Origin of the sequence: Pseudomonas brenneri, assembly GCF_007858285.1 — a bacterium.
GTDB lineage: Bacteria > Pseudomonadota > Gammaproteobacteria > Pseudomonadales > Pseudomonadaceae > Aquipseudomonas > Aquipseudomonas brenneri.
In genome coordinates this window covers 23836-49996 of sequence record NZ_VFIL01000012.1, presented here as the reverse complement: position 1 = coordinate 49996, position 26161 = coordinate 23836, and the positions used below count along the sequence as shown (strand labels likewise).

Sequence of the window (26161 nt, the reverse complement as noted above, 5' to 3'; positions counted from 1 at the left end):
CCCATTATTTTTCAGGACCTCGCGAGTTCAAGCCTTCCCCAAGTGCTTCGCGGTCCTTTTTTATTCCAGCCGCTCTGTAGTCCGGGCGGTCGATAGGAGTGAGTCATGTCTGATAGCCGTCATTCGCGAGTGATTATTCTCGGTTCCGGCCCTGCCGGTTACAGCGCTGCGGTCTACGCGGCCCGGGCCAACCTCAAGCCGTTGCTGATCACCGGCATGCAGGCGGGTGGTCAGTTGACCACCACCACTGAAGTCGACAACTGGCCGGGCGATGTCCACGGCCTGACCGGCCCGGTGCTGATGGAACGCATGAAAGAGCACGCCGAGCGTTTCGAGACCGAAATCGTCTTCGACCATATCAATGCCGTGGATTTCTCGAAAAAGCCCTACAGCCTGACCGGCGACAGCGGCGTCTACACCTGTGACGCGCTGATCATTGCCACCGGCGCCAGCGCCCGTTACCTGGGCCTGCCTTCGGAAGAAGCGTTCATGGGCAAGGGTGTTTCGGCCTGTGCGACCTGCGACGGTTTCTTCTACCGCAACAAGCCAGTGGCTGTGGTCGGTGGCGGCAACACGGCGGTGGAAGAGGCGCTGTACCTGGCCAACATCGCCAGCACCGTGACCCTGGTTCACCGCCGCGAGACCTTCCGCGCCGAGAAGATCCTGATCGACAAGCTGCACGCGCGAGTTGCCGAAGGCAAGATCATCCTCAAGCTCAACGCTACCCTGGATGAAGTCCTGGGCGACAACATGGGCGTGACCGGTGCCCGCCTGAAAAACAACGATGGCAGCTTCGACGAGCTGAAAGTCGACGGCGTGTTCATCGCCATCGGCCACACCCCGAACACTTCGCTGTTCGAAGGTGTGCTGGAAGCCAAGGACGGTTACCTGGTGGTGAAGGGCGGCCGTGAAGGCAATGCCACCGCGACCAACCTGGAAGGCATCTTTGCTGCTGGCGATGTGGCTGACCACGTTTACCGCCAGGCCATCACCTCGGCCGGCGCCGGTTGCATGGCGGCCCTGGATGCCGAGCGTTACCTCGACGGGTTGAAAGACGTTTCTTGCTAAAACCGTTGAAATAAAAAAACCGGCCAAAAGGCCGGTTTTTTTGTGTGTAACTGGACGAACACCGCAATCTCAATCTGGCAATCCAATCAATGTGGGAGCTGGCTTGCCTGCGACGGCGGTGTGACAGCCACCACCGCCATCGCGGGCAAGCCCGGCTCCCACATTGACCGGGTTTGCAAGCGGGATCAGCGGCGGGTCAAAGGCGGCTGGACAAACTTCACACCCGCCAGGCCATGCTCGATCAATGCGCGGATATTGCCATGGTCATTGCCCTCAGGCGTGGCCAGTACCGAACGGTAATGCTCACCGAACGCCAGCAGCGCTTGCTGGTCGCTCAAGCCCTCCAGCAGCGCCAGGCCCAGGGTCTTGCACGAACCTTCGTTCTGCCCTGCGGCGTTTTCTACGCTGCCATTGGTGAAGGCCTGTGGCTGGTAGTCGTAGCCGGCGGCAATAAAGGCCAGGGTATCGGCAAAGAGGTGTTCGCCGCTGTCGAGGCTGTCGCGCAGGGTGTTCAGGTCAGTCATGGGTTTTTCCTTTGGCAAACGCCGCTTGTTGTTCGGCGCTGGCTTCTTGCTGGTATTGGGCTTTCCACTCGGCGTACGGCATGCCGTAGACCACTTCGCGGGCGTCATCAAGGCTGACCTCGATCTGGCGCTCATCGGCCTCGGCCTTGTACCACTTGGACAGGCAGTTGCGGCAGAACCCGGCAAGGTTCATCAGGTCGATGTTCTGCACATCCTTGCGGCTGTCCAGGTGCGCCACCAGTCGGCGGAAGGCAGCAGCTTCGAGTTCCAGGCGTTGTTGATCGGTCATAGGGTTCACGCAGATTCAGGGGGTTAACGGCTGGCCGCGAGCGTAATCGATACCGACTCGGCAAAGCGCAGCGCATGGGGCTTGTCGACTTCAACCTCGGCATACAGCACCGACTCATTGCTCATCACCAGGTCCAGCAGTTCCTGGGTCAGGCGTTCGAGCAGGGCAAAGCGATTGCCTTCGACGTGGGCGATGATGGCCTTGGTGATGGTGCGGTAGTTCAAGGCGTGGTCGATGTCGTTGTCGCGCACGGCGTCTTGTGCGGCATACAGGATGGTCAGGTTGATCAACACGTCCTGCTTGTTGAGGATCTCATCCTCGTTGATGCCGATAAAGGTGCGCAGACACAGGTCCTTGACCCGGATGCGCGCCATACCTGGTTGAAGTTGTGGCATTGCTACTTGCTCCGTCCAATCAGTTGCAGGAACCCCAGGCGGCTGGCGTTCGGGTTTACTTGACATGCCGCCCGCCGTTGACGGTCAGGGTGGTGCCGGTTACATAAGGGTTGTCCAGCAGGTAACGCACACTCTGGTAAATCACCTCGGGCCCGGGTTCGATACCCAGTGCCGACTTGGCCAGGACCTTGGCACGATAGGCCGCATCGTCGCTGTCGTTGAACATCACCATGGCCGGCGAGATGCCATTGACCTTGATCCGGGGCGCGTATTGGGCGGCGAAGGACAGGGTCAGGCTGTCGAGCCCGGCCTTGGTGGCGCAGTAGGCGATGTGCTGGCGACTGCCCTTGCGGGTGACATCGTCGCTGATGTGCACAATGTCGGCCAGTGTCGAGCGGCGCAACAAGTCTGCACAATGCAGGTTGATCAGGTACGGCGCAAGCATGTGTACGCTGAACATATCGATAAAGGCGTGGGCTTCGTCACCGGGTGTTTCTGCAGCCCAGGTCGAGGCATTGTGGACGATCGCCCGCAGGCTGTCGGTATGGGTCTTGAGTTCGCTGATGAACGCCAGGATACCGGCCTCGCACGAGAAATCGGCAAATACGCCAATCGCGCCACGCTCGCGCAAGGCCTGTACGCCAGGGCGTTCATTGCGATAGCTGAAGATCACCGGTTGGTTGTCGTCCAGCAGGCGCAGGGCGCAGTGCAGGCCGACACGTTGGCCGGCGCCGGTAATCAGGATCGGGGCGGGGGTGACGGTCATGGGAAGCTCGGGTCGCGGGCAAGCTAAAACTATACCAGCGACCGGCCTGTTGCGGATGGGCTCAAACGGTTGCTTCGGCAGGTTTGACCCGTGACGGTGCAGGATTGAGCCAGCCTGCCAGCAGATGGGTCGACAAGGGGATGAACAGATAGACCATCAATGGCGTCAGGGCCAGGGTGCTGACCAGCACGCGACTGAACATGCCCAGCTCGGCCAGCAAAGGCTCAAGGCCAAAGTTGAACAGCAGCGATACCGGGAAAAACGCCAGCCAGATGGCGACGGCCTGTTTCCAGCGCGGCGGGCGCTGGCCCACGGCACCAAACCAGCCTTCCATGCCGCTGACGCGATGCTCCATGGGGTCTGCGAACAACTCGCTGCCACGTCCGAGCCAGGCGCTGCGCGAGGCTGAGAACTCCCAGGCGTGCAGGGTTTTTTCGTCGGCGAAGCGGAAGATGATCTGGAATTCGCCGCCATCGGCCGGCGGTGCAAGCACGCCTGAGCCCAGGTAGCCGGGAAAGTCGGTAGCCAGTTGCTCGCCTTCACGCAGCCAGCTCATCATGTCCTGATAACGACCTTGGGCAGCGCGGCGCGCGACCATCAAGGTGACGGGTAGGGTAGACATTGTGTATCTCCGAATATGTGGGAGCGCTGCACCGGGTAGGTGGCGTCCCTGGCGAAACCGCGGGGTAGGGCGGCTACGCAAAAAAACAGGCAAGGATTATTCCTGATTTGACGAAATACGCCAGCAACATTGGACGGCTGGCCGGATCCCTTGAAAAAGACAGGTAGATAAGCGTTAAATGGGATCCAACTATGCATAAACTTTTGGTTCATTGATGTCTGTAATCACAGCACTCTCCCACGGTCTTGAACAAGGCGACCCGTCCGTTACCGATGAGTTGTTCCCGATTCGTGAAGTCGCAAAATTGACAGGTATCAACCCGGTCACCCTGCGAGCGTGGGAGCGGCGTTATGGTTTGATCCAGCCGGTGCGCACCGAAAGTGGGCACCGCCTGTACACGCAGAAGGACATCGAGACCGTTCATCGAGTTATGGATTGGATCGAGCGTGGTGTGGCGGTCAGCAAAGTTGGCAAGATTCTCGCGCGCGACGATGCTCAGGCTTCTTCCCAGCGCCAGTTGCAGGGCGGCAGCGGTGAACACGAATGGACGCAGTGGCAGCAGCAGTTGCAACTCGCCATTGGCGTTTTTGATGACTTGCAACTGGAACGCCTCTACGGCCAGATTTTTGCGGCGTACCCCGTTGCGGTGGTGTTCCAGGACATCCTGATGCCCCTTTGGCACCAGTTGTTGCGGCATCAGGGGCGTTTCGGCCAAGCCAGCGAATGGCTGTTTTTCGACAGCTTCCTGCGCGCGCGGGTTTCCCAGCGCCTGCAAGTGACCCGCGCAGGTCGCACACCGCAGGTATTGCTGGCGGCCATTGCCGGTGAATGCCGGGAGCTGGAATTGCTGGTCGCAGGGCTCATGTTCAGTGGTGATGAACTGGCTGTTCATGTGCTGAGCGTGGGCCAGCCCCTTGATGAGTTGACGCTGATCTGCGAGAAGACGCGCCCGCAGGCGCTGGTGCTGTTCTCTAACCGCTCACCGACCCAGGAACTGCCCAAGCGCCTGGAACGGTTGGCCCTGACCCTGGAATGCCCGCTGCTGCTGGCCGGTGATGCCGCGGACATGGCCGAGCAGCAACTGGCCGGCAGCGCAATCGGTTGCCTGGGCAATGAAGGACGGTTGATGCAGCGGCGCTTGCAACAGTTTCTTGGTGGAACCCTGGATACCTGAAATCAGGCATGCACTTCGGGGTGGGCCAGGCGATGCTGTTGCAGGATGAACTGGCGCAGGCGTTCGGTTTCATCCACATCGGTCTGGTTCAAGCGGTAGGCAAACAGGCCGCGAGCGGTCTCGCGCTCCAGTGTGCCACGCACCGCAATCCGCTCGTAGCCCGACGGGCTGAACCACATCGAGAACGTCCGTGGTGGTTTGCTGCGGCCCCGGGACTGCACCAGCAGGCCCTTGAATGACACTTCATGCACCCACAACGCACCCGGCTGGCCCCTGACGTTTTCCAGGGCGACCGGCTCTTCGAGCACCAGGCGCCAGGGCCGGATCATCGGCCCGTCCTCGAAAATGCTCGGGACCCCAAGACGCAAGTGCAAGGCATGGAACTCGTCTTCCACCAGTTGCAGTGGAAAGGTCATTTGCTGGTTATCGAATTGTGCCTGGATCGTCACCTGCTCATGGGCTGCAAGCCGCGTGAGCAGGTCACGGATCTGCGCGCCGCCGTTGACCGTCAGGCTCGACGATACATCCCGCACATTCAGTTGCGGGTTGTGGTGCATGCTCTGGATGAACTCCAGCTCGTCCTGCGTCAAAAGCGCGTCGCGTTGCATTGATCTGGCTCAAGGAAAGGCGTGGTAAAAGCGATTATCACTCTAAAGACCGCATTTTCTAAAGTTTGTTAGATCCGCTCGTCGCCCGGAGCGCTGCCAACTGGGCCGTAAGCTCGGCCACCTGGGCTTCCAACTGGGTTACACGCTGCTGGGCCTTGACCTGAGTCGTCACATCTTTTTGTACGCCGACGAAGTAGGTTTGCTTGTCGGCATTGTTGTAAACCGTCGAAAGTGACAGTTCATTCCAGAAGTGCGTGCCGTCCTTGCGGTAGTTGCGCAGGATTTCCCGGCACGCGCCGCCACTGTCCAGGGCTTCGCGAATAGCCATCAGGGCTGGCTGATCACGGTCGCCCGATTGCAGGAAGCGGCAATCCTGATAAAGGATGTCGTCCAGGGCGTAGCCAGTCAGGCGTTCGAAGGCCGGGTTCACGTAAATCAGTGGCTTGTCCTTGCCTTCCCTTTCTGCCACGACGATCCCGTCGTTGGAGGCGTTGACCACCATTTGCATCAGCTTGGCGTTAATCATCGAGCGATCCATTGCTTGTTTGTGGGCCTGGCAGTGTAAGACAACCCGCCAAGCTTTCCACTGGCTGCTGTTCAATAGTGTGAAGCTGTTAATATCCCAGGTTTTCACTCAACTACAGGATCAGATTGATGAAAGTCGCCATCCTTTCCGGCTCGGTCTATGGCACCGCAGAAGAAGTCGCCCGCCACGCCATGGAGATACTCAACGCCGCCGGTTTCGAGGCCTGGCATAACCCGCGGGCGACCCTGGCCGATGTGCAGGCCTTCGCCCCGGATGCCTTCCTGGCCGTCACCTCCACCACCGGCATGGGTGAGTTGCCGGACAATCTGATGCCGTTGTATTCGACCATCCGCGATCAATTGCCTGGCGCCTGGCGCGGATTGCCGGGGGCGGTGATTGGCCTGGGCGACGCCAGCTATGGCGACACCTTCTGCGGTGGCGGGGAGCAAATGCGTGAGCTGTTTGGCGAGCTGGGCGTACGCGAAGTACTGCCGATGCTGCGCCTGGATGCCAGCGAAAGCGTCACCCCCGAAGCGGACGCCGAGCCCTGGCTGGCAGACCTGGTCACGGCCCTACGCGGCTGATCGGGAACTCTCGCAGCAACGCCACGTCCTTGGTCATGCTCGGCGGGGTGTTGCTCCAGTGGTTGCCGCACCTTTATTGGCGTCGCTTCTCTGACGCCACATTGTACGAATCCGAACTATCCTCACGGTTGACCCGCTCGGTCATCAAGCTGGCTGCCAACGCAACTACGGCTTGCCCAAGGTCTGACTAGACTGGCCCTTCACCCCAAAATAATAAGAACACCACAGCGTCGAGGTCATTGCCGTGAGCCTAGCCCCTGTTCAATCGACACAGAGTGTAAAAGACCAGGTCAGCGCTGCCGAATGGCAGACCCGTGTCGACCTGGCAGCCTGCTATCGCCTGGTGGCCCTGCATGGCTGGGATGATCTGATTTTTACCCATATCTCGGCCAAGGTGCCGGGCACCGAAGACTTCCTGATCAATCCGTTCGGGCTGATGTTCCACGAAATCACCGCCTCCAGCCTGGTCAAGGTCGACCAGGCCGGCAACAAGTTGATGGCCAGCCCCTACGAAATCAACCCCGCGGGCTACACCATCCACAGTGCGGTACACGAAGTACGCCATGACGTGGTCTGCGTGCTGCACACCCATACCGCCGCCGGCGTGGCCGTGTCGGCGCAGAAGCAAGGTGTATTGCCCATCAGCCAGCAGTCGCTGTTTGTGCTGTCCAGCCTGGCCTATCACGCCTATGAAGGCGTGGCGTTGAACCACGAGGAAAAGGCCCGCCTGCAAGCCGACCTGGGACCGCACAATTTCCTGATGCTGCACAACCATGGCCTGTTGACCTGTGGCGCGAGCATCGCCGATACGTTCTTGATGATGTTCACCTTCCAGCGTGCCTGCGATATCCAGGTGCTGGCGCAAAACGGCGGAGCCGAATTGATCGCCATCGAGCCGCAGATTCTCGCGGGTGCCAAGGCGATGATTGCCGGCGTGACCAAGAGCGCCCAAGGCATGGGCGGCGCGCTGGCCTGGCCGGCGCTGTTGCGTAAGCTCGACCAACAAGACCCTGGATACCGACTCTGATGCCGCTGACAGAGATTCCCCTGAGTGCCTGGCGCAAGTGCGGGCAGAGTTTTGTCTTTCGCGGGCAGACCATCCGTTATTGGGTGGCCGGGCAGGGTGAGCCATTGCTGCTGATCCACGGTTTCCCCAGTGCCAGTTGGGATTGGCATTACCTCTGGCAACCCCTGGCCCAGCGCAACCAGGTGATCGCCTGCGACATGCTCGGCTTCGGCGACTCGGCCAAGCCCCTGGATCACACCTATTGCCTGCTGGAACAGGCTGACCTGCAACAGGCCCTGCTGGCCCATTTGCGGGTGCGGCAGCCGGTGCATGTCATGGCCCATGACTACGGCGACAGTGTGGCCCAGGAACTGCTCGCCCGGCACTACGAGGGCAGGTTCCAACTGGCCAGTTGTGTATTTCTCAATGGCGGGTTGTTCCCCGAGACCCATCGTGCGGCGCTGGTGCAAAAACTGTTGCTCAGCCCCTTGGGGTGGATGATCGGCCGCACCTTTGGGCGCAACGCCCTGGCCGACAGCTTCAAACAGATCTTTGGCCCGGCGACCCGCCCCAGTGAAAGTGCCCTGGATGATTTCTGGAGCCTGATCGAAAACAACGGTGGCCCGCGGATCTTGCACAAACTCATCGCCTACATCCCCCAGCGCCGTCAACAACGCGAGCGCTGGGTGGCGGCCATGCAACGCGGCGAGGTGCCGTTACGGGTGATCGATGGCGAGGTAGACCCGATTTCCGGTGCGCACATGGTCGCGCGTTATCGCGAGCTGATAGCGGATGCCGACACGGTATTGCTGCCCAATATCGGCCATTACCCGCAGGTCGAAGCGCCGGTGCAGGTGCTCAAGCATTACCTGGCATTTCGCGAGGGCATTGAAAACAACCAAGATCGCCTATGGGAACTGGCTTGTGTGGGAGCTGGCTTGCCTGCGATTCGGGCTCCTCGGTAAATCAGTTGCGCCGAGGTGATGCAATCGCAGGCAAGCCAGCTCCCACATAAGCCAGCTCCTACACGAGCCGATCATCCCCGTACCTTATTGCGCACCATTCACCCCCGCCCGTATTTATTGTGACCAGAAGCCCCGTGCCCGACACTCAGCCCATCGTCCACTGTCTTTGCTGGAGTTCCCTATGAGTGAGTCTGTGCAGTTCCAAGATAAAGTCGTGATCGTCACCGGTGCCGGTGGCGGTTTGGGTCGTGCCCATGCGCTGCTGTTCGCCAGGCACGGGGCCAAAGTATTGGTCAACGACCTTGGTGGCTCGACTCAGGGCGAAGGCGCCAATGCGTCGGCCGCCGACCGTGTGGTGGCCGAGATTCGCGAGGCCGGCGGGATTGCCGAGGCCAACCATGATTCGGTGACCGACGGCGAAAAGATCGTGCAACACGCCCTCGATGTGTTTGGCCGCATCGACGTGGTGGTGAACAACGCCGGGATCCTGCGCGACAAGACCTTCCATAAAATGGAAGACGGCGACTGGGACCTGGTTTACCGGGTGCACGTCGAAGGCGCCTACAAAGTGACCCGCGCCGCCTGGCCGCACATGCGCGAGCAAGGCTACGGCCGGGTGATCTTCACGGCGTCCACTTCCGGCATCTACGGCAACTTCGGCCAGTCCAACTACGGCATGGCCAAGCTTGGCCTGTATGGCCTGACCCGGACCCTGGCGCTGGAAGGGCGCAAGAACAACATCCTGGTCAATGCCATCGCGCCCACTGGCGGTACGCGCATGACCGAAGGCCTGATCCCGCCACAAGTGTTCGAACGCCTCAAGCCCGAGCTGGTCAGCCCGCTGGTGGTGTTCCTGGGCAGCGAGGCGTGCCAGGAAACTTCCGGGTTGTTTGAAGTGGGCGGCGGCTGGATCGGCAAGACCCGTTGGGAGCGCAGCCTGGGCGTAGGCTTTGACCCCGAGGCTGGCTTCTCGCCCGATGACGTGGCGGCGCACTGGCAGCAGATCTGCGACTTTGAAGGCGCGGCCCATCCCAAGGACAACATCGAAGCCTTGAAGGAGATGATGGACAACCTGCAGAAATACAGCCTGTGATCGTTACCTGAAAAACATTCAATCCTGCGGGGCGCTGATGGCGCCCCGTTTTATTTCAGGCATAAAAAAGGCCGCTGCATCAGCAGCGGCCGAAGTAAGACGTTGGATCAAGGAGCTACAAATCAACGTCAGTGAACACGGGTAACAGACTGAAAATACGTTTCAATCTGTTGAAGACTGGCTTCCAGGAAACACATGGTTTGTTCTGAAAGTTCGGTAAGAATAGTCCCTTGTAACGGAATGAAAAATACTGATTCAGGACAAGGACTGTTACCAAAACAACAACAGTGCCTGCCCCCTGTAGGAGCGAGCTTGCTCGCGAAAAACTTCAGGGCGCCGCGTTAAACCAGGCAAAACGCGTCATCGTTAACGTTCTTCGCGAGCAAGCTCGCTCCTACAGGGGGCGGGAGGGAGAGGGGGTTATCCATTCTCTTGATAGCGCTTCATCCACTGCGTCGATAGGCCCGCCAATACCCACGCTAGAGCCTGTGTTAATCCTTTCGAGCGACAAAACGAATACCTCCTTGGTGCGCTTATCGCTCCTGATGGCGGGCAGTAGGGTGGGGCCTTCTGTCACACCACCCTAGGAAGACGCATGACAAAAACAACAATGCGCGCCATCTTCAGGCCACAGGCGCTGGCCGCTGCGGTTGCTTTGGGTTGCTGCGTTCAGGCGCAGGCTGTTTCATTCAACATCGGCGAGATCGAAGGGCAATTCGACTCGTCGCTGTCGGTTGGTGCCAGCTGGGGCATGCGCGATGCCGATCGCAAGCTGGTGGGCACGGTCAATGGCGGCAGTGGCCAGGCTTCCACTGGGGATGATGGGCGCCAGAACTTCAAGAAGGGCGAGACGTTCTCGAAAATCTTCAAGGGCCTGCACGACCTGGAGCTCAAGTACGGCGACACCGGTGTGTTTGTGCGGGGCAAATACTGGTACGACTTCGAGCTCAAGGACGAAGACCGCGAGTTCAAGCCGATCAGCGACCACAACCGCAAGGAAGGCTCCAAATCCAGCGGTGCGCAGATCCTCGATGCCTTCGTCTATCACAACTATTCCCTGGGGGACCTGCCGGGCACCGTGCGCGCCGGTAAACAGGTGGTCAGTTGGGGCGAAAGTACCTTCATCGGCAACTCCATCAACAGCATCAACCCCATCGACGTCTCGGCCTTTCGTCGTCCGGGCGCCGAGATCAAGGAGGGCCTGATTCCAGTCAACATGCTGTTCGCGTCCCAGGGCCTGACCAACCAACTGACCGTGGAAGGTTTCTACCAGTTGGAATGGGACCAGACCGTGCTGGACAACTGCGGCACCTTCTTTGGGGGTGACGTGGCGGCCGATGGCTGCACCGACAACTACACCGTCGGCAGCCCGGCGATCCGTCCGCTGCAACCGGTGGCCGCCGCGTTCGGCCAGGGTTTTGGGGTGACCAATGAAGGGGTGATCGTGCGCCGCGCCGCCGACCGTGATGCACGGGATTCCGGGCAGTTCGGCATGGCCTTGCGCTGGCTTGGCGATGACACCGAGTACGGCCTGTACTTTATGAACTACCACAGCCGCACGCCGACCGTGGGCACCCTCACGGCCAACACTAACCTTGCGACCATCGGCAATATCATCAACGCGGCCAACGGCATTGCCCCCGGCAGCGGCGCCGGCCTGGCGCAGAGCGTGATGCTCGGACGCGGCCAGTACTACCTGGAGTACCCGGAAGACATTCGCCTGTACGGCGCCAGCTTCTCCACGACCCTGCCCACCGGCACGGCCTGGACCGGGGAAATCAGCTACCGCCCCAACGCCCCCGTGCAACTCAACACCACGGACCTGACCCTGGCCCTGGTCAACCCGATTGCCGGCAACGCCGCCTCGCCGATCAAAAGCTCATTCGGTGCCGACAATACGGGCTACCGGCGCAAGGAAATCACCCAGTTCCAGACCACCATGACCCAATTCTTCGACCAGGTACTGGGCGCCGAACGCCTGACCGTGGTGGGCGAGGCGGCCATCGTGCGGGTCGGCGGGCTGGAGAACAAAACCAAACTGCGCTACGGCCGCGATTCGGTCTACGGCCAATACGGCTTTGGTGGTGATACCGATGGCTTCGTCACGGCGACGTCCTGGGGTTATCGCGCCAGGGCGATCCTGGACTACAACAACGTGATCGCCGGGATCAACTTCAAGCCCAACCTGTCCTGGTCCCATGACGTCAAGGGCTACGGCCCCAACGGCCTGTTCAACGAAGGAGCCAAGGCGCTCAGCGTCGGGGTCGATGCGGACTACCGCAACACCTACACCGCGAGCCTGAGCTACACCGACTTTTTTGGCGGTGACTACAACACCCTGACCGACCGCGACTTCCTCGCCCTCAGCTTCGGCGTGAACTTCTGATTCGGCTTAAAAAGAACAAGGACAACAACCATGCGTAAGATGATTTTGCAGTGCGGTGTGCTGGCCCTCAGCCTGTTGGCCGCCAACGTGATGGCCGCCGTGTCACCGGAAGAAGCCGCCAAGCTGGGGAGCACCTTGACCCCGATGGGCGCGGAAAAGGCCGGTAATGCCGATGGCTCGATTCCAGCCTGGACCGGTGGCATCCCGAAAAACGCCGGCGCGGTGGACAGCAAGGGCTTTTTGGCCGACCCGTTTGCCAATGAAAAACCGCTGTTCGTGATCACTGCCGCCACCGTCGACAAGTACAAGGACAAGCTGTCGGATGGGCAGGTGGCGATGTTCAAACGTTACCCTGAGACCTACAAAATCCCGGTCTACACCACTCACCGTACGGTCAACCTGCCCGAGGATATCTACGAATCGATCAAGCGCAGCGCACTCAACGTCAAGTCGATCAACGACGGCAACGGCCTGGAGAACTTCACCGGCAACCGTTACTACGCCTTCCCGATCCCGAAGACTGGCGTCGAGGTGTTGTGGAACCACATCACCCGTTACCACGGTGGCAACCTGCGGCGCATCATCACCCAGGCCACCCCGCAGACCAACGGCAGCTACACGCCGATCCGCTTCGAGGAAGAGTTGGCGGTGCCGCAATTGATCCCGGACATGGACCCGGCCAAGGGTGCCAACGTGCTGACCTTCTTCAAGCAGTCGGTCACCGCACCCGCGCGCCTGGCGGGTAACGTACTGCTGGTGCACGAAACCCTTGACCAGGTGAAGGAGCCGCGCCTGGCCTGGATCTACAACGCCGGCCAGCGCCGCGTACGGCGTGCGCCGCAAGTGGCCTACGATGGGCCGGGCACCGCATCCGACGGCCTGCGTACCTCGGATAACTTCGACATGTTCTCCGGCGCGCCAGACCGCTACGACTGGAAGCTGGTGGGCAAGAAGGAAATGTACATTCCCTACAACGCCTACAAGCTCGACTCGCCGTCGCTCAAATACGACGACATCATCAAGGCCGGCCACATCAACCAGGACCTGACCCGCTACGAGTTGCACCGGGTGTGGGAAGTGATCGGCACGGTCAAGCCAAACGAACGGCATATCTACGCCAAGCGCCACATGTACATCGACGAAGACAGCTGGCAGGTGGCGCTGGCCGACCACTATGACGGTCGTGGCCAACTGTGGCGCGTGGCCGAAGGGCATGCGCAGTTCTACTACAACAACCAGATCCCGGCCTACACCGTCGAGACCCTGTACGACATCATCGCCGGGCGCTACATCGCCCTGGGCATGAAGAACGAGGAGAAGAGCAGCTTCGTGGTTGGCTTCAAAGCCAAGGCAGCGGACTACACCCCGGCAGCCTTGCGCGCCTCCGGCGTGCGCTGATTGTGGGAGCGGGCCCGCTCCCACATTTGGCCGTGTTTCAGTATTCAGATTTTGTGCCGGGGTTCATTTGAAACCCGGCTTTTTTATGTCCGGCAATCAGCCCGCTGAATACTTCTTCAACAACGCCCATTGACAGGACTACGGTAGACCGCACGCCGCATAACAATAAAAAAGGGACGCTGGAATGACCGCCATGACCCGTCGCCTGGATCGCCCTGGATTCATGCCGCGTTTGTCTTGCCACCATTTGCTGCGCCCACGCCTGGCCGAGCCGTTGCTCCATGCCGAGGCGCGGGTGAAATTGCTGTGTGCGCCGGCCGGCAGTGGCAAGAGCGCTTTGTTGGCCGAATGCGCTCTGCAGGCTCCGGCAAACTGCCTGGTGTATTGGTTGCCACTCAATGGCGCCGCCCTGGAACCGCTGGATTTGTGCCAGCGCCTGGCACAAAGCCTGGGCCTGGCGTTTGTCGACGAAGCCAGCCTGTTGCTGGACCTGAGCCGCTGGCAAGCGCCGGCCTGGCTGTTTCTCGATGACTATTGCCGGGTGGCGGCGCCGGCCCTGGATGCTTTGCTCGATCGCGTGTTGGCGGCCAGCAGCCCGGCCTTGATCTGGTGGCTGGGCGCGCGGCGTCGGCCTGCCTGCAATTGGCCGCGGCTGTTGCTCGATGATGAGCTGTGGGAGTGCGGTACTACGGAATTGGCGTTCGATCAGCAAGAGGTCCAGCAACTGATCGAGCATCACGCCGGTGCCGGGCAGACCGCCGACAAGGTCCTGCAGTTCAGCGCCGGCTGGTGCGCCGGCGTGCGTATCGCCCTGCTTGAAGGCGACAGCCATCCCGACAGCGGCGCCTGGCATGGTCGCTCGCAGACCTTGCTCGACTACCTGCAACACGAACTGTTCAGCACTTTGCCCAGCGAGCTGGAGGAAGCCTGGCGTGTCCTGGCGCACCTGCCGCGTTTCAACCCGGGGTTGTGCGAGCACTTGTTCGGGTTTGGCGATGGCGCCGACTACCTGCGTGATCTTCAGGCCCTGGGTGCGTTTATCGAGCCCTGGGAAGACTCGCCGGACTGGCTGCAAGTCTTCACCCCCCTGGCCCAACTGCTGCGCGACGAACCCTGGCCGGCCCGGCGCTCCTGGCACCGGCGTGCCTGCCAATGGTTCACCGCCGCGCAGGATTGGCAGGCGGCGTTTGAGCAGGCGCTGTTGGCTGAGGAATACGAAGTGGCGGTCAGCCTGTTGGAGCACTTCAGTTTCCAAGACCTGTTCCGCCAGCAGAATGCGGTGTTGTTGTTACGCCTGCATGAGCAACACGGCGATGAGTTGATGCTCGGCTCGGCGCAACTGGTGGGGCTGGTCACGGCTGCCTTGCTGTTTGCCGGGCGTTTCGACCAGGCTGCGCAATGCATTGATCAACTGGCGCGTTTCACCCCGCAACCCACGGCCGCCTTGCAACGGCATTTGCTGGCGCGCTGGCAGGCGCAGTGGGGTTGGCTGTTGCACCTGGGAGGCGAAGCGGCGCGGGCGCGGGCGCATTTTCTCGATGCCTTGAATGATCTGCCGGACAGCGCCTGGACATCGCGCCTGATGTGCCTGTCCGGGTTGACCCAGCAAGCGTTGTTGCGCGGCGAACTGGACGTGGCGCAGGCCCTGAACCGCGAGGCGCTGTGCCTGGCGCGGGCCCATGGTTCACTGCTGCTGGAGGCGGTGCTGGAACTTGACCATGCGCAATTGCTGGAGCAGCGGGGCGCCCCGTATCGGGCCCAAAGCCTGCTGGAAGGCGTGCAGGCGATGCTGGCCCAGCAGCGTCTAAAGGCCGGGCCGCTGATGGGCCGGATCGCCCTGCGGCGTGGACACCTGGCATTGCGCCAGGGGCACGACGCCCTGGCCACCGAGTGCCTCGAAGCCGGCCTGGGCATGTGCCTGCACAGCCAGGACAAACGCGTGCTCTATGGGTTTCTCGGGTTGGCGATGCTGGCGGCCAACCGCGGCGACTATGCCCAGGCATTTATCCAGTTGCGCGACGCCGAGCGCCTGATGCAGCGCCGGCATGTTCCCGACACGGTCTACCGGGCCGTGTTGCTGTTGCTCAGCGGGCATTTCTGGTTGCAGCAGGGGCGCGCCGAACTGACCCTGGAAGCCGTCAGCCGAGTGCTGCGCCACTTTCATGGCCCCCTGGCGAAACAGGCGCCGCCGGCGACCCTGGAGCTGATCCCCAGGCTGGAATACCTATTGGTGCTGGCTCAGGTGAAGCTGCGCCAGGCTGATCAACCGATCCCTCGGCTTATGGCCTTGCTGGACACCGCTCGCGAACGTGGCATGCAGTGCCTGGAAGTGGAGTTGCAGTTGGTGTTGGGCGAGGTGGCCTGGCAACTGGGGGAGCGTGCCTTGGCGGTGCGCTCGCTGCAAAACGGGCTGGCCCTGGCGGCGCGCTGCCAGGTGCAGCAGGCGGTGCGTGAACTGCGCCTGCGCCAACCTGGGCTGCTCAGTGAGCTGGGGCTTGAACCTCAGGAGACGGTGGCGGCACCTGGAGAAAACCCGCTGAGCCAACGGGAGTTGGAGGTGTTGCAACTGATTGCGCTGGGCAATTCCAACCTGGAAATTGCCGATCTGTTGTTTATCTCGCTGCACACCGTGAAGACCCATGCACGGCGGATCCACAGCAAGTTGGGGGTGGAGCGCCGTACCCAGGCAGTGGCCAAGGCCAAGGCCCTGGGCCTGATGGCCTGATTACTCCAGGCAATGCAGATCAAAATGTGGGAGCGGGCTCGCGTTTCTGTCAGGGCTGGTAGCCCATGCGCCAACTCACCGCCTGGCTCGCGGCAAGCAATTGCCTGGCCGCCGGCCCATCTTCATCGGCATGGAATAACGACGTCGGCCCCACCACGGTCATCACCGCCACCACCTGCCCCATCGCATTGAATACCGGCGCCGATAGCGCATCGACCCCCGGCATCAGCAAGCCATGGACAAAGTGCAGGCCGCGCTGGCGAATTTGCTCGCACGTTTGCGCATGCGCCTGATTGTCCGCCAGTGCATGGGCGGTGCCGGCCTGGATTTCCTGTTCGCGCAGGTCCACGGTTTCCCGCTCGGGCAAGAAGGCGCTGAACACCAGCCCCGTGGATGAGCTGAGCAGCGGCAGCACCGACCCCAGTTGCGTCACCACCGTGACCGCGCGCACCGCCGGTTCGATATGCACCACGGTCGCGCCATGGTTGCCCCACACCGCGAGAAAGCAGGTTTCATTCAACTCATCGCGCAACTGCGCCAGGGGCAGGGTGGCGACTTTCAGCACGTCCATGCTACCCAGCGCCGCCAGCCCCACGCGCAAGGCCTCGCGGCCCAGGCCGTAATGGTTGGTGGCGGTGTTCTGTTCGGCAAAACCCGAGGCAATCAGGGCCTGCAAGTAACGGTGGACCTTACTGGCCGGCATCTGCACATGTTCGGCCAGGCGCGACAGGGACGTGGCCGGCGACAGTTCAGCCAGGGCCTTGAGGATGTCGGTGCCGACCTCGGCCGAACGGACTTTCTGTTTACCGGTGTCGCGGGTAGCGAGCGGCTTTTCCATGGCAGGCGTGTATCCCAGAGACGAATGGCGGTCTTTATAGCTTGACGCTCCCTACCAATCAAATTACGTTATGCGTAATTGGATTACGATAAAAATAACGGCAGCGTGCGCAGGCTTCTTCAAGAGGGCGGCGTTGTGCTGTTCACTCCACTTGAGGAGGCATCATGTCCCCTGATTCCTTGGCCTACCAATCGGGCTTTGGCAATGAATTCGCCAGCGAAGCCTTGCCCGGCGCCCTGCCTGTCGGCCAGAACTCCCCGCAAAAAGCGCCCTACGGGCTGTACACCGAACTGTTCTCCGGCACCGCCTTCACCATGGTGCGCAGCGAAGCCCGGCGCACCTGGATGTACCGCATCCAGCCGTCGGCCAATCACCCTGCATTTATCAAGCTGGAACGGCAACTGGCCGGTGGCCCGCTGGGCGAGGTCACGCCCAACCGCCTGCGTTGGAACCCGCTGGAGATTCCCGCAGAACCTACCGACTTTATCGATGGGCTGGTGGGCATGGTGGCCAACGCCGGTGCTGAAAAGCCTTCCGGCATCAGCATCTACCACTACTGTGCCAACCGCTCCATGGAGCGGGTGTTCTTTAATGCCGACGGCGAACTGTTGATCGTTCCCGAGCAAGGTCGCCTGCGCATTGCCACCGAGCTGGGCGTGCTGGAAGTCGAGCCGCTGGAAATCGTCGTGCTGCCGCGAGGCCTGAAGTTCCGCATCGAGCTGCTGGATGCCCAGGCGCGCGGCTACGTCGCCGAAAACCACGGAGCACCGCTGCGCCTGCCCGACCTGGGGCCGATCGGCAGCAATGGCCTGGCCAACCCGCGGGACTTCCTGACCCCGGTCGCCCACTACGAAGACCTCTCGCAACCCACACCCCTGGTGCAGAAATTCCTCGGCGAGCTGTGGGGCTGCACCCTGGACCATTCGCCGCTGAACGTGGTGGCCTGGCACGGCAACAACGTGCCGTACAAATACGACCTGCGCCGCTTCAACACCATCGGTACGGTGAGTTTCGATCACCCGGACCCGTCGATCTTTACCGTGTTGACCTCGCCCACCAGCGTCCACGGCCTGGCCAACCTCGACTTCGTGATCTTCCCGCCGCGCTGGATGGTGGCCGAGAACACCTTCCGTCCACCGTGGTTCCACCGCAACCTGATGAACGAATACATGGGCCTGATCCAGGGCGCCTACGATGCCAAGGCCGAAGGCTTCCTGCCGGGTGGCGCGTCGCTGCACAGTTGCATGAGCGCCCACGGCCCGGATGGTGAGACCTGCACCAAGGCCATCGCCGCGGACCTGGCGCCGCACAAGATCGATAACACCATGGCCTTCATGTTCGAGACCAGCCAGGTGCTGCGCCCGACCCGCTTTGCCCTGGACTGCCCGCAACTGCAAAACACTTACGACGCTTGCTGGGCCACGTTGCCGGCAACCTTCAACCCGAATCGGAGATAAACCATGACTCAGTCCACTCTCACCCGTAGTTGGGTGGCCTCGGCCAACGGTCACACGGATTTCCCCCTGCAGAACCTGCCCCTGGGCATCTTCAGCCTCAACGGTTCGGCACCGCGCAGTGGTGTGGCGATTGGCGAACATATTTTTGATCTGCAAGCGGCCCGTGAGCTGTTTGACGGGGATGCCCGCCGCGCCGTCGACGCCATGGCGGACGGTCAATTGAACGCCTTCTTCGAACTGGGCCGTGCCCCACGGGTTGCCCTGCGGGCCCGCCTGCTGGAACTGCTCGCCGAGGGCAGCAACCAGCAAGCGCAACTGCAAGGCCTGGGCGCCCAGGTGCTGCCACTGGCTGCCGATTGCCAGATGCACCTGCCAGCGAAAATCAACGATTACACCGACTTCTACGTCGGCATCGAACACGCGCAAAACGTCGGCAAACTGTTCCGCCCCGACAACCCGTTGCTGCCTAACTACAAGTACGTGCCGATCGGTTATCACGGCCGGGCTTCGACGATTCGCCCGTCCGGCACCGACGTACGCCGGCCCAAGGGGCAAACCCTGCCAGCCGGCCAGACCGAACCGACCTTCGGCCCTTGCGCGCGTCTGGACTATGAGCTGGAACTGGGGATCTGGATCGGCCAGGGCAATGCCATGGGCGACTCGATTGCCATTGGTGATGCGGCCGATCACATCGCCGGTTTCTGCCTGCTCAACGACTGGTCGGCCCGGGACATCCAGGCCTGGGAATACCAGCCGCTGGGGCCGTTCCTGTCAAAAAGCTTTATCACCAGCATCTCGCCGTGGGTGGTCACCGCCGAAGCCCTGGAGCCGTTCCGCAAGGCCCAGCCCGCCCGCCCGGCCGGCGACCCACAACCGCTGCCGTACCTGCTGGACAAGCGCGATCAAGCCGGCGGCGGTTTTGACATCGAACTGGAAGTGCTGCTGACCACCGCCGCGATGCGCGAGCAGAACCTGCCAGCCCATCGCCTGACCCTGAGCAACACCCAGCACATGTACTGGACCGTGGCGCAAATGGTGGCGCACCACAGCGTCAACGGCTGCCAACTGCAGGCCGGCGACCTGTTTGGTTCGGGCACCTTGTCGGGCCCTGCGGCAGGCCAGTTCGGCAGCCTGCTGGAAATCACCGAAGGCGGGAAAAAGCCAATCGAACTGGCCTCCGGTGAGGTGCGCAAGTTTCTTGAAGACGGCGACGAAATCATCCTGCGTGCCCGCTGCCAGCGTGATGGATTTGCCTCCATCGGCTTTGGCGAATGCCGTGGCACTGTGGTCGCGGCGCGCTAAGAGGGCAGGGGCATGGAACTCTATACCTACTACCGTTCCACGGCGTCCTACCGGGTGCGGATTGCCCTGGCGCTCAAGGGCCTGGGTTTCACCGCGCTGCCGGTCAACCTGCTGGTGCCCAAGGGTGGCGCCAACCGCCAGCCCGAGTACCTGGCGATCAACCCGCAGGGCCGGGTGCCGGCCTTGCGTACCGACGAAGGCGAACTGTTGATCCAGTCGCCGGCGATCATCGAGTACCTGGACGAACGTTATCCACAGGTGCCGCTGCTCGCCAAGGACTTGGCGATGCGTGCCCATGAGCGCGCGGTGGCGTCGATCATCGGCTGTGACATTCACCCGCTGCACAACTCCAGTACCCAGAACCTGCTGCGCCAGTGGGGGCATGACGAGGCGCAGTTGCTGGAGTGGATCGGGCACTGGATCAGCCAGGGCCTGGGCGCGGTGGAGCAATTGATCGGCGATCAGGGTTACTGCTTCGGCGAGCAGCCGGGGATGGCGGATACATTCCTGATTCCGCAGCTGTATGCGGCAGAGCGCTTCAAGGTGGCACTGGATGGCTACCCACGAATCCTGCGGGTCGCTGCATTGGCCGCCAAACACCCCGCATTCATCCAGGCCCACCCCGCAAACCAACCTGACACCCCCTAAATCAATGTGGGAGCTGGCTTGCCTGCTCCCACAAGTGATACCCATAAAAACAATACAGGTACCTTGCGATGCACAATCAGATTGCCAGCTTTCGCGCGGCACTCGACGCCCGTCCGGTGTCGCGCTACCAGTGGTTGATTCTCCTGTTGTTGGCGTTGTTGCTGGTCACCGATGGCTACGACGCCCAGGTGCTGGGCTACGTGGTTCCGGCGCTGGCCCAGGACTGGGGCCTGGAAAAAGCCGCTTTTGGCCCGGTGTTCAGCGCCAACCTGCTGGGGTTGACCCTGGGTTCCCTGGCCGTGACACCCCTGGCCGACCGCTTCGGCGTGCGCCGCATCCTGCTCGCTTGCGTACTGATCTATGCCAGCCTCACGGTGTTGATGGTGTTCGCCAATTCCCTCGAAACGCTGATGGTCGCGCGGTTCATCTGTGGCATTGGCATGGGCGGGGCGATGCCCAGCGCCATGGCCCTGATGTCGGAGTATTCGCCACCGCGCATGCGCACCTTGATGGTGACGTTGGCGGCGTGTGGTTTCTCTTTCGGTGGTGCGGCGGGTGGTTTTGTCGCGGCGGGTTTTATCGACAGCTTCGGCTGGCAGGCCGTGTTCCTGGCGGGGGGCGTGACGCCGCTACTGCTGTTTCCGTTCCTGGCATGGCTACTGCCTGAATCCCTGCCGCGCCTGTTGCGCGATGCACCGCCTTATACGCGCCTGCAAAAAGTCACGGCGCGCATGCTGCCAGGTTGGCAGGCGCCAGCGGCGAGCGAGGAACAGAATCGCCAGGAGCAGGGCAGCAAACTGACGGTGGTGGAGTTGTTTCGCAACGGTTATGCACGGCCAACGCTGCTGATCTGGTCGACCTTTTTTGTCAGCCTGATCCTGCTGTATTTCATGATCAGTTGGTTACCGTCGCTGCTGCTGGAAAGTGGCATGACGTTGAACAAAGCCAACCTGGTGACCTCGATGTTCCTGTTCGCCGGCACCCTGGGCGCGATTGGCATGGCCTGGTTTGCCGACCGCCTGAAAAGCAAAGTGCGCCTGCTCTCGGGAGTGTTGGCCGGCGCTGCGGTGTGCACAATCCTGCTGGGGCTCAACCATGACAACCCGCGCTACCTGGTGGCGTTTGTGTTTGCCGCAGGCTTTTGCATCATTGGCGGCCAGTTGACCCTCAATGCGTTTGCCAGCAACTTCTACCCGGCCCATGTGCGGGCTACCGGCACCGGCTGGGCCCTGGGCGTGGGGCGCTTTGGTTCGATCCTGGGGCCACTGTTTGGCAGCATGCTGCTGGCGATGCAGGTGCCGGTGCAGCAGATTTTCTTCTTCTGTGCGATTCCGGCAGTGATTGCGGCGTTGCTGATCATTCAGGTGCGTTCGCCCGGGGCCACGACGCCAAAAGATTCGCTGCGTGGCGATATTCTCAAAACCTGAGGAGCACCCTGCTTACCTGTGGGAGCTGTCGAGCCCCGGCGAGGCAGCGATGGGGGCGACGCGGTTTAACGGTCGGCCCCTTTCAATGCACCACCGCGCCAGGTGGCAGGTGGCCCAGGCGTTCCGTCAGTCTCAGCCGCTGCACCGGGTCCTCGCTGAGCAACAGCGCATGCTCAAGGTCAAAACGCTCGGCATTCGGGCAGTCCAGATGTTTATACAGGCTGGCCCGTGCCAGATAGTCGGCAGCATTGGCGTTGCCCAGCTCCACCACCCGCTCAGCGTCAATCAACGCCGCCAGGTGATTGTCATGGGTAAGGTGCAACTGCCGCAGGTTGCGCGACAGCCGTTGCAGGATCAGTCGCGGTTCGGCGCTATGCAGGTGATTGGCTTGCAACTTGAGGTTGGGACCGTACTGGCGTTGCAGCAGTTCGCGGCAGTCGTTGGGGTACAGCCGTCGCCCGCCACAGGGGTCAAGCAAATGATCGGCACCGATCACCCGCAGCAAAAAGTGGCCTGGAAAGTTCACCCCCACCATGGGGATTTCCAGACGCCGCGCCAATTCCAGGGCAATCAGGCCCAGGGCCAGGGGCTGCCCGCGCTGGCGCTGCAAGACCTTGTCCACCCGCGCGGCGGCGGGGCGCAAGGGGGTAAAGTCATCCTGGGCGAACCCCAGTTCATTCATCATCCGCAGCAATGGCTGGCCCAATTCATCGGCGGGCAACAGCGGCATGCCGAGGCTGACCTGTTGTTGCAGCAGGTTGAAGTCAGCCAGGATCGTTTGTGGGACCACGGCCGGGTCGTGCTCGGCAGCGATCCATAACGCAGCTTCAAACAGCGCCGGAGGCGAGCGGTGTAGACATTCGAAAAAGGCTTGGCGGGGATTCATAACGTTCTCCGACGGATGTCCCGTTTTAGCCTTGCCGAGAACTTTCGTCCAGCTTCTTGAGAAACCACCTACCGGGTTATGTCACAAAGCCTGTAATTACCGCCTGCTTATTCCCGCGCATTCCAGCAACCTTTTGCCGTCGGCCTATACTTGGCGACAACTAGAAGTGATTCGGGAGCTCGACGACGATGTTTGCTCTCATGCACAGCACCCGCCTTGAATCCCTGCACCTGAGCGTTGACCCGGTGACCGGGTTGAAGGCGGTCATTGCCATCCATAGCAGTCGCCTGGGGCCGGCCCTGGGCGGCTGTCGTTACCTGTCCTACCCCGACGACGAAAGCGCCGTGGCCGACGCTGCACGCCTGGCCCAAGGCATGAGCTACAAGGCCGCGCTGGCGGGTCTGCCGGTGGGCGGTGGCAACGCGGTGATCGTCCGACCGGCCCATGTGCAAAGCCGTGCCGCGCTGTTCGAAGCCTTTGGCCGATGCATCGAGCAACTCGATGGCCGCTATATCACCGCCATCGACAGTGGCACCTCCGTGGCCGACATGGACTGCATTGCCCAGCACACCCGTTTCGTCACCAGTACCACCGCCTCCGGCGACCCTTCACCCCATGCGGCCATGGGCGTATTCGCCGGCATCCGCACCGCCGCCATGGCCCGCCTGGGCAGCGATAACCTGGAAGGCCTGCGCGTGGCAATCCAGGGGCTGGGCAACGTCGGCTACGCTTTGGCCGAACAACTGCACGCCGCCGGTGCCGAATTACTGGTCAGCGACATCGACCCTGGCAAAGTGCAACTGGCCATGGAGCAACTGGGCGCCCACCCGATTGCCAACGACGCCTTGCTCAGCACCCCGTGCGACATCCTCGCGCCCTGCGGCCTGGGCGGCGTCCTCAATCGCCAGAGCGTCGCCCAATTGCGCTGCGCCGCCGTCGCCGGCTCGGCCAGCGCCCAGTTGACCCACCTGCCCGTGGCCGACCAATTGGAGGCGCGCGGCATCCTCTACGCGCCGGACTACGTGATCAACTCCGGCGGCCTGATCTACGTCGCCCTCAAGCACGGCGGTGCAGACCTGGCGACCATCACCGCGCACCTGTCGAACATCGGCACACGCCTGACCGAAATCTTCGGCCATGCCCAGGCCGAAAAACGCTCGCCTGCACGGGTGGCGGACGCACTGGCCGAACGCCTGTTGTACTCTTGAACGCCTGTCAAAAGGTCCTTCAAGCGAGGACCTGTGCCGTGGACACCTATTGAAACAGGCTTAAGCGCCGCGAGGAGGGTGTCAGGTCAAGAGAAATACATCGCCATGGGTAACTAGCCCATTTCGCGTGCCCCACAACTCTTCAATACCATTCACAACTACCATCGAATGCCCACCGGTTTCTCCCTTGGGGTTAGTAACCTCCCTGTTCACTATGCCGATTGCGCCATTTTGCAAGTCACTGACGGAGCCCTGTTTTATATGATCTTTCAGGCCCAGGCGCATGAGGCCTTCGTTCCCATCTTCACCATCTTTAAGCGTTTCCAACGCCTTAGCAAAACTTTGTGCAGCCGTGCCATCGTTATTTTCCATCTGTGCCCGTTTGGCACTCACGGCATACATAAAGTTTGCATCTTTCATCATCTCGGGATCATCACCTTTGATCTTGGAGTTTGCCGTCGCCTGCTCCAATTCATCCTTGGACAAATGCACCTTCATGCCATCTCGCATCGTTACGTCATAACCGTCGCCAGCTTCTTTTACTTCCTTGAATACGTCAGCTGGTTTCTGGCCAAAACGCATCATTGCCGCCTTGATTCCCGAAATCGTAAGACAGTCCCCGTTTTCCCCTTGAGTAAATCCACCCCAGATATCCTTCGGTTTTGTGCCTGAACTGGAGTCGTAAGACCTGGAATCGTCAGAATATTCCGCCCGTGCGGATGAGGCCGTTGAGGGGGCGAAAAGCGACTGGGTACCACCGCGCCTCCAGGCAGACGGTATAAGGTGATCTTCCTTATAGGCCGGGGCCGCTGAAGACATGGCTGTAGATGGCGAAGCTGTATAGTTGCCCGGGCCAAAGTTGATCGACCGAGACTGGGCGGCAACATTGGCCCTTGACGGGGGATGATGAGCTGTTTGGTCAACCGGCTGCCCCTGTGCTCCCCACTGGAATGCAGCAGGTTTTCCCTCTGTGTAAAACGGCCTCCCACCACGGTCTGAGGCTGAAAAACTATCCATCCATCCTCCCCTTTCTGCGAGCACTGTCAGAGTGTCGGCGCACGTTCGCAGAGTATGCTTTCACCGAGTGAGCGAAATTGCCCACGACATATCCACTATGTGGCGGGCACGACATTCGGGTTCCAGCAAGGGGACTAGTTTGGACTACTGCACATAAAAATGGCCCTGAACCATCGGGTCAGGGCCTGTTAGATTCGGGCGTTATTCCGCCGGAGGGTTCAGCAATTCGGACAACGCGTCCGGCTGGCTCTTGAACGCCTTGGCAAACACATCGCGATTCTTCGCCATGTAGATCCCGGCTTCCTCCACCTGCTGCTCGCTCAGGGACGGCACGGCTTTTTGCAACACTTCTGCCAGCAACTCAGCGAGTTCAAGCATCTTGTCATGACGGTCAGCTTCGGCTTTATCCATGAACAAACGCTCCAGATCTCGGCTGCTGCGGTATACCACTTCGACGGCCATTCACCACCTCACATGCCTTCACGATAGTTGTCTATTGCGACTACTGTATTTATATACAGCTAAAAGAATAAGCCAATCCAGGGGGTTTGGGTAGCAGCTTTTTAATGTAGTCGGGAAATGGGGCTTTGCTACAGCGGAAATTTCTGACAACTTGCCGGGGTTGCGCTGGATTTGTCCGGTGGCTTACCTTCCTCGGGCGCTGCGTATGCAGCGAGTGGGCTTGGCGGCCCGGTAGAAGATAGCGCAATAACCCCCAATAAGACTGCTGGCGTTTTTACGCCTGCTTTCTTGTGTCATGGCGGGTTGCGCAGGGACCCTTCGGGGTGCTGGGTTTCTTCTTACCGGTCCGCCAACCTTGTGCAATCCGTCACCCAATCTGCTTGGCGGCAGACGGCGGTGGATATCCATTCGATTAAGAAGAGATACGCCATGAAAAAGAACTCCCCCAACCCCCCAGACAACTCACGCAATGACACTCGGCTGCAAGCAGCAGCTAATCGGGCCATTGATCACTACCTGCGGCCTGAATCGCCTCAACCTGCTCCGGAACCGCCCGCGACGCTTTTCAGCGTAACGCCTCGGGCTGATACGCAAACCTTACTGGTCAACGCCAGCGAAACCTTGAACAGTGCCCGTGAAATGGCAAGCACACTGGCATTCGACCTTGATGGCTCACAGCGCAGCTTGCTGCTGGCGGTTCACCAGTTGGTGGAGATGAGCGGTTTGCTGGTGGACCGAGCGCTGGAGCAGGTCGCATAAGTTAATGCCAATCTGTAGGAGCTGGCTT

General features: G+C 61.1%; 26 protein-coding genes. 15 read left to right on the top strand and 11 right to left on the bottom strand.

Going from position 1 to position 26161, the window contains the following annotated elements:
* Positions 1-105 precede the first annotated feature (105 nt).
* Positions 106-1068 (top strand): thioredoxin-disulfide reductase, encoded by a 963-nt coding sequence (gene trxB / locus FJD34_RS23155; RefSeq protein WP_032857717.1) that lies wholly within the window; start codon positions 106-108, stop codon positions 1066-1068.
* A gap of 185 nt (positions 1069-1253) precedes the next feature.
* On the opposite strand, the gene FJD34_RS23150 is transcribed toward trxB, so the two are convergent.
* From FJD34_RS23150 to FJD34_RS23130, 5 genes are all read right to left on the bottom strand, one after another.
* Complete coding sequence (locus FJD34_RS23150) at positions 1254-1592, bottom strand: HopJ type III effector protein (RefSeq protein WP_032857715.1); 339 nt, start codon at positions 1590-1592, stop codon at positions 1254-1256.
* Entirely contained in the window at positions 1585-1881 is a 297-nt protein-coding gene (locus FJD34_RS23145; protein ID WP_032857713.1) for a DUF1244 domain-containing protein, read from the bottom strand. The genes FJD34_RS23150 and FJD34_RS23145 overlap by 8 nt, the downstream gene beginning before the upstream one ends.
* 23 nt (positions 1882-1904) lie before the next feature.
* Complete coding sequence (folX, locus tag FJD34_RS23140) at positions 1905-2276, bottom strand: dihydroneopterin triphosphate 2'-epimerase (RefSeq protein ID WP_032857710.1); 372 nt, start codon at positions 2274-2276, stop codon at positions 1905-1907.
* A gap of 55 nt (positions 2277-2331) precedes the next feature.
* Entirely contained in the window at positions 2332-3042 is a 711-nt protein-coding gene (folM, locus tag FJD34_RS23135; protein WP_090293016.1) for a dihydromonapterin reductase, read from the bottom strand.
* A 61-nt stretch (positions 3043-3103) separates the two neighbouring features.
* Positions 3104-3664 (bottom strand): antibiotic biosynthesis monooxygenase, encoded by a 561-nt coding sequence (locus tag FJD34_RS23130; RefSeq protein ID WP_065944292.1) that lies wholly within the window; start codon positions 3662-3664, stop codon positions 3104-3106.
* A 214-nt stretch (positions 3665-3878) separates the two neighbouring features.
* Between FJD34_RS23130 and FJD34_RS23125 the strand changes: the two genes are divergently transcribed.
* The gene (locus FJD34_RS23125; RefSeq protein ID WP_090293018.1) at positions 3879-4838 is read left to right on the top strand and encodes a MerR family transcriptional regulator; all 960 of its coding nucleotides are present in this window, start codon (positions 3879-3881) and stop codon (positions 4836-4838) included.
* Positions 4839-4840: 2 nt separating this feature from the next.
* Here FJD34_RS23125 and FJD34_RS23120 read toward each other — a convergent pair whose 3' ends face one another.
* Together FJD34_RS23120 and FJD34_RS23115 are read right to left on the bottom strand one after the other, a co-directional pair.
* Positions 4841-5446, bottom strand: a complete 606-nt coding sequence (locus FJD34_RS23120; RefSeq protein WP_032857702.1) for a hypothetical protein — start codon at positions 5444-5446, stop codon at positions 4841-4843.
* A gap of 58 nt (positions 5447-5504) precedes the next feature.
* Positions 5505-5972, bottom strand: coding sequence for a PAS domain-containing protein (locus tag FJD34_RS23115; RefSeq protein ID WP_032857699.1), 468 nt, complete (start codon positions 5970-5972; stop codon positions 5505-5507).
* Between the two features lie 128 nt (positions 5973-6100).
* Here FJD34_RS23115 and FJD34_RS23110 point away from each other — a divergent pair, with 128 nt between their 5' ends.
* The 7 genes from FJD34_RS23110 (at position 6101) to FJD34_RS23080 (ending at position 16129) form a co-directional block, all read left to right on the top strand.
* Entirely contained in the window at positions 6101-6556 is a 456-nt protein-coding gene (locus FJD34_RS23110) for a flavodoxin (protein ID WP_032857698.1), read from the top strand.
* 244 nt (positions 6557-6800) lie between these two features.
* On the top strand, positions 6801-7583 hold the full coding sequence (locus FJD34_RS23105; protein ID WP_090293019.1) for a class II aldolase/adducin family protein: 783 nt from the start codon (positions 6801-6803) through the stop codon (positions 7581-7583).
* On the top strand, positions 7583-8527 hold the full coding sequence (locus tag FJD34_RS23100) for an alpha/beta fold hydrolase (RefSeq protein ID WP_090293021.1): 945 nt from the start codon (positions 7583-7585) through the stop codon (positions 8525-8527). The genes FJD34_RS23105 and FJD34_RS23100 overlap by 1 nt, the downstream gene beginning before the upstream one ends.
* Before the next feature lie 181 nt (positions 8528-8708).
* Positions 8709-9620, top strand: a complete 912-nt coding sequence (locus tag FJD34_RS23095; RefSeq protein ID WP_065944289.1) for an SDR family oxidoreductase — start codon at positions 8709-8711, stop codon at positions 9618-9620.
* 595 nt (positions 9621-10215) lie between these two features.
* Positions 10216-12006 carry a DUF1302 domain-containing protein gene (locus FJD34_RS23090; RefSeq protein WP_032857692.1) on the top strand — a complete coding sequence of 597 codons (1791 nt, stop codon included), beginning with the start codon at positions 10216-10218 and terminating at the stop codon, positions 12004-12006.
* Between the two features lie 30 nt (positions 12007-12036).
* Positions 12037-13404 (top strand): DUF1329 domain-containing protein, encoded by a 1368-nt coding sequence (locus tag FJD34_RS23085; protein WP_032857690.1) that lies wholly within the window; start codon positions 12037-12039, stop codon positions 13402-13404.
* 184 nt (positions 13405-13588) lie between these two features.
* The gene (locus FJD34_RS23080) at positions 13589-16129 is read left to right on the top strand and encodes a LuxR C-terminal-related transcriptional regulator (protein ID WP_032857687.1); all 2541 of its coding nucleotides are present in this window, start codon (positions 13589-13591) and stop codon (positions 16127-16129) included.
* 49 nt (positions 16130-16178) lie between these two features.
* Here FJD34_RS23080 and FJD34_RS23075 read toward each other — a convergent pair whose 3' ends face one another.
* Positions 16179-16967 carry an IclR family transcriptional regulator gene (locus FJD34_RS23075; protein WP_032857685.1) on the bottom strand — a complete coding sequence of 263 codons (789 nt, stop codon included), beginning with the start codon at positions 16965-16967 and terminating at the stop codon, positions 16179-16181.
* Positions 16968-17131: 164 nt separating this feature from the next.
* On the opposite strand from FJD34_RS23075, the gene hmgA reads away from it, so the two are divergent.
* The 4 genes from hmgA (at position 17132) to FJD34_RS23055 (ending at position 21801) form a co-directional block, all read left to right on the top strand.
* Entirely contained in the window at positions 17132-18424 is a 1293-nt protein-coding gene (gene hmgA / locus FJD34_RS23070; RefSeq protein WP_090293022.1) for a homogentisate 1,2-dioxygenase, read from the top strand.
* A gap of 3 nt (positions 18425-18427) precedes the next feature.
* Positions 18428-19726 (top strand): fumarylacetoacetase, encoded by a 1299-nt coding sequence (gene fahA / locus FJD34_RS23065; protein ID WP_065944284.1) that lies wholly within the window; start codon positions 18428-18430, stop codon positions 19724-19726.
* 12 nt (positions 19727-19738) lie between these two features.
* Positions 19739-20374, top strand: coding sequence for a maleylacetoacetate isomerase (maiA, locus tag FJD34_RS23060; RefSeq protein ID WP_032857679.1), 636 nt, complete (start codon positions 19739-19741; stop codon positions 20372-20374).
* Between the two features lie 68 nt (positions 20375-20442).
* Complete coding sequence (locus FJD34_RS23055; RefSeq protein ID WP_032857677.1) at positions 20443-21801, top strand: MFS transporter; 1359 nt, start codon at positions 20443-20445, stop codon at positions 21799-21801.
* An 82-nt stretch (positions 21802-21883) separates the two neighbouring features.
* On the opposite strand, the gene FJD34_RS23050 is transcribed toward FJD34_RS23055, so the two are convergent.
* Positions 21884-22687, bottom strand: coding sequence for a SirB1 family protein (locus tag FJD34_RS23050; protein WP_090293024.1), 804 nt, complete (start codon positions 22685-22687; stop codon positions 21884-21886).
* 188 nt (positions 22688-22875) lie between these two features.
* Here FJD34_RS23050 and FJD34_RS23045 point away from each other — a divergent pair, with 188 nt between their 5' ends.
* Complete coding sequence (locus FJD34_RS23045; protein ID WP_032857674.1) at positions 22876-23895, top strand: Leu/Phe/Val dehydrogenase; 1020 nt, start codon at positions 22876-22878, stop codon at positions 23893-23895.
* An 81-nt stretch (positions 23896-23976) separates the two neighbouring features.
* Here the strand turns inward: FJD34_RS23045 and FJD34_RS23040 are convergent, their stop codons facing one another.
* Both FJD34_RS23040 and FJD34_RS23035 read right to left on the bottom strand, forming a co-directional pair.
* The gene (locus FJD34_RS23040) at positions 23977-24912 is read right to left on the bottom strand and encodes a hypothetical protein (protein ID WP_139115737.1); all 936 of its coding nucleotides are present in this window, start codon (positions 24910-24912) and stop codon (positions 23977-23979) included.
* A gap of 201 nt (positions 24913-25113) precedes the next feature.
* On the bottom strand, positions 25114-25374 hold the full coding sequence (locus FJD34_RS23035) for a YebG family protein (RefSeq protein ID WP_010564043.1): 261 nt from the start codon (positions 25372-25374) through the stop codon (positions 25114-25116).
* A 429-nt stretch (positions 25375-25803) separates the two neighbouring features.
* Here FJD34_RS23035 and FJD34_RS23030 point away from each other — a divergent pair, with 429 nt between their 5' ends.
* Positions 25804-26133 (top strand): DUF6124 family protein, encoded by a 330-nt coding sequence (locus tag FJD34_RS23030; RefSeq protein ID WP_032857671.1) that lies wholly within the window; start codon positions 25804-25806, stop codon positions 26131-26133.
* Positions 26134-26161: the final 28 nt, after the last annotated feature.

Excerpts from the sequence above, each read along its gene's own strand:
- trxB (WP_032857717.1), top strand. The coding sequence starts at position 106 with ATGTCTGATAGCCGTCATTCGCGAGTGATTATTCTCGGTTCCGGCCCT.
- FJD34_RS23150 (WP_032857715.1), bottom strand. The coding sequence starts at position 1,592 with ATGACTGACCTGAACACCCTGCGCGACAGCCTCGACAGCGGCGAACAC.
- FJD34_RS23145 (WP_032857713.1), bottom strand. The coding sequence starts at position 1,881 with ATGACCGATCAACAACGCCTGGAACTCGAAGCTGCTGCCTTCCGCCGA.
- folX (WP_032857710.1), bottom strand. The coding sequence starts at position 2,276 with ATGCCACAACTTCAACCAGGTATGGCGCGCATCCGGGTCAAGGACCTG.
- folM (WP_090293016.1), bottom strand. The coding sequence starts at position 3,042 with ATGACCGTCACCCCCGCCCCGATCCTGATTACCGGCGCCGGCCAACGT.
- FJD34_RS23130 (WP_065944292.1), bottom strand. The coding sequence starts at position 3,664 with ATGTCTACCCTACCCGTCACCTTGATGGTCGCGCGCCGCGCTGCCCAA.
- FJD34_RS23125 (WP_090293018.1), top strand. The coding sequence starts at position 3,879 with ATGTCTGTAATCACAGCACTCTCCCACGGTCTTGAACAAGGCGACCCG.
- FJD34_RS23120 (WP_032857702.1), bottom strand. The coding sequence starts at position 5,446 with ATGCAACGCGACGCGCTTTTGACGCAGGACGAGCTGGAGTTCATCCAG.
- FJD34_RS23115 (WP_032857699.1), bottom strand. The coding sequence starts at position 5,972 with ATGATTAACGCCAAGCTGATGCAAATGGTGGTCAACGCCTCCAACGAC.
- FJD34_RS23110 (WP_032857698.1), top strand. The coding sequence starts at position 6,101 with ATGAAAGTCGCCATCCTTTCCGGCTCGGTCTATGGCACCGCAGAAGAA.
- FJD34_RS23100 (WP_090293021.1), top strand. The coding sequence starts at position 7,583 with ATGCCGCTGACAGAGATTCCCCTGAGTGCCTGGCGCAAGTGCGGGCAG.
- FJD34_RS23095 (WP_065944289.1), top strand. The coding sequence starts at position 8,709 with ATGAGTGAGTCTGTGCAGTTCCAAGATAAAGTCGTGATCGTCACCGGT.
- FJD34_RS23090 (WP_032857692.1), top strand. The coding sequence starts at position 10,216 with ATGACAAAAACAACAATGCGCGCCATCTTCAGGCCACAGGCGCTGGCC.
- FJD34_RS23085 (WP_032857690.1), top strand. The coding sequence starts at position 12,037 with ATGCGTAAGATGATTTTGCAGTGCGGTGTGCTGGCCCTCAGCCTGTTG.
- FJD34_RS23080 (WP_032857687.1), top strand. The coding sequence starts at position 13,589 with ATGACCGCCATGACCCGTCGCCTGGATCGCCCTGGATTCATGCCGCGT.
- FJD34_RS23075 (WP_032857685.1), bottom strand. The coding sequence starts at position 16,967 with ATGGAAAAGCCGCTCGCTACCCGCGACACCGGTAAACAGAAAGTCCGT.
- hmgA (WP_090293022.1), top strand. The coding sequence starts at position 17,132 with ATGTCCCCTGATTCCTTGGCCTACCAATCGGGCTTTGGCAATGAATTC.
- fahA (WP_065944284.1), top strand. The coding sequence starts at position 18,428 with ATGACTCAGTCCACTCTCACCCGTAGTTGGGTGGCCTCGGCCAACGGT.
- maiA (WP_032857679.1), top strand. The coding sequence starts at position 19,739 with ATGGAACTCTATACCTACTACCGTTCCACGGCGTCCTACCGGGTGCGG.
- FJD34_RS23055 (WP_032857677.1), top strand. The coding sequence starts at position 20,443 with ATGCACAATCAGATTGCCAGCTTTCGCGCGGCACTCGACGCCCGTCCG.
- FJD34_RS23050 (WP_090293024.1), bottom strand. The coding sequence starts at position 22,687 with ATGAATCCCCGCCAAGCCTTTTTCGAATGTCTACACCGCTCGCCTCCG.
- FJD34_RS23045 (WP_032857674.1), top strand. The coding sequence starts at position 22,876 with ATGTTTGCTCTCATGCACAGCACCCGCCTTGAATCCCTGCACCTGAGC.
- FJD34_RS23040 (WP_139115737.1), bottom strand. The coding sequence starts at position 24,912 with ATGGATAGTTTTTCAGCCTCAGACCGTGGTGGGAGGCCGTTTTACACA.
- FJD34_RS23035 (WP_010564043.1), bottom strand. The coding sequence starts at position 25,374 with ATGGCCGTCGAAGTGGTATACCGCAGCAGCCGAGATCTGGAGCGTTTG.
- FJD34_RS23030 (WP_032857671.1), top strand. The coding sequence starts at position 25,804 with ATGAAAAAGAACTCCCCCAACCCCCCAGACAACTCACGCAATGACACT.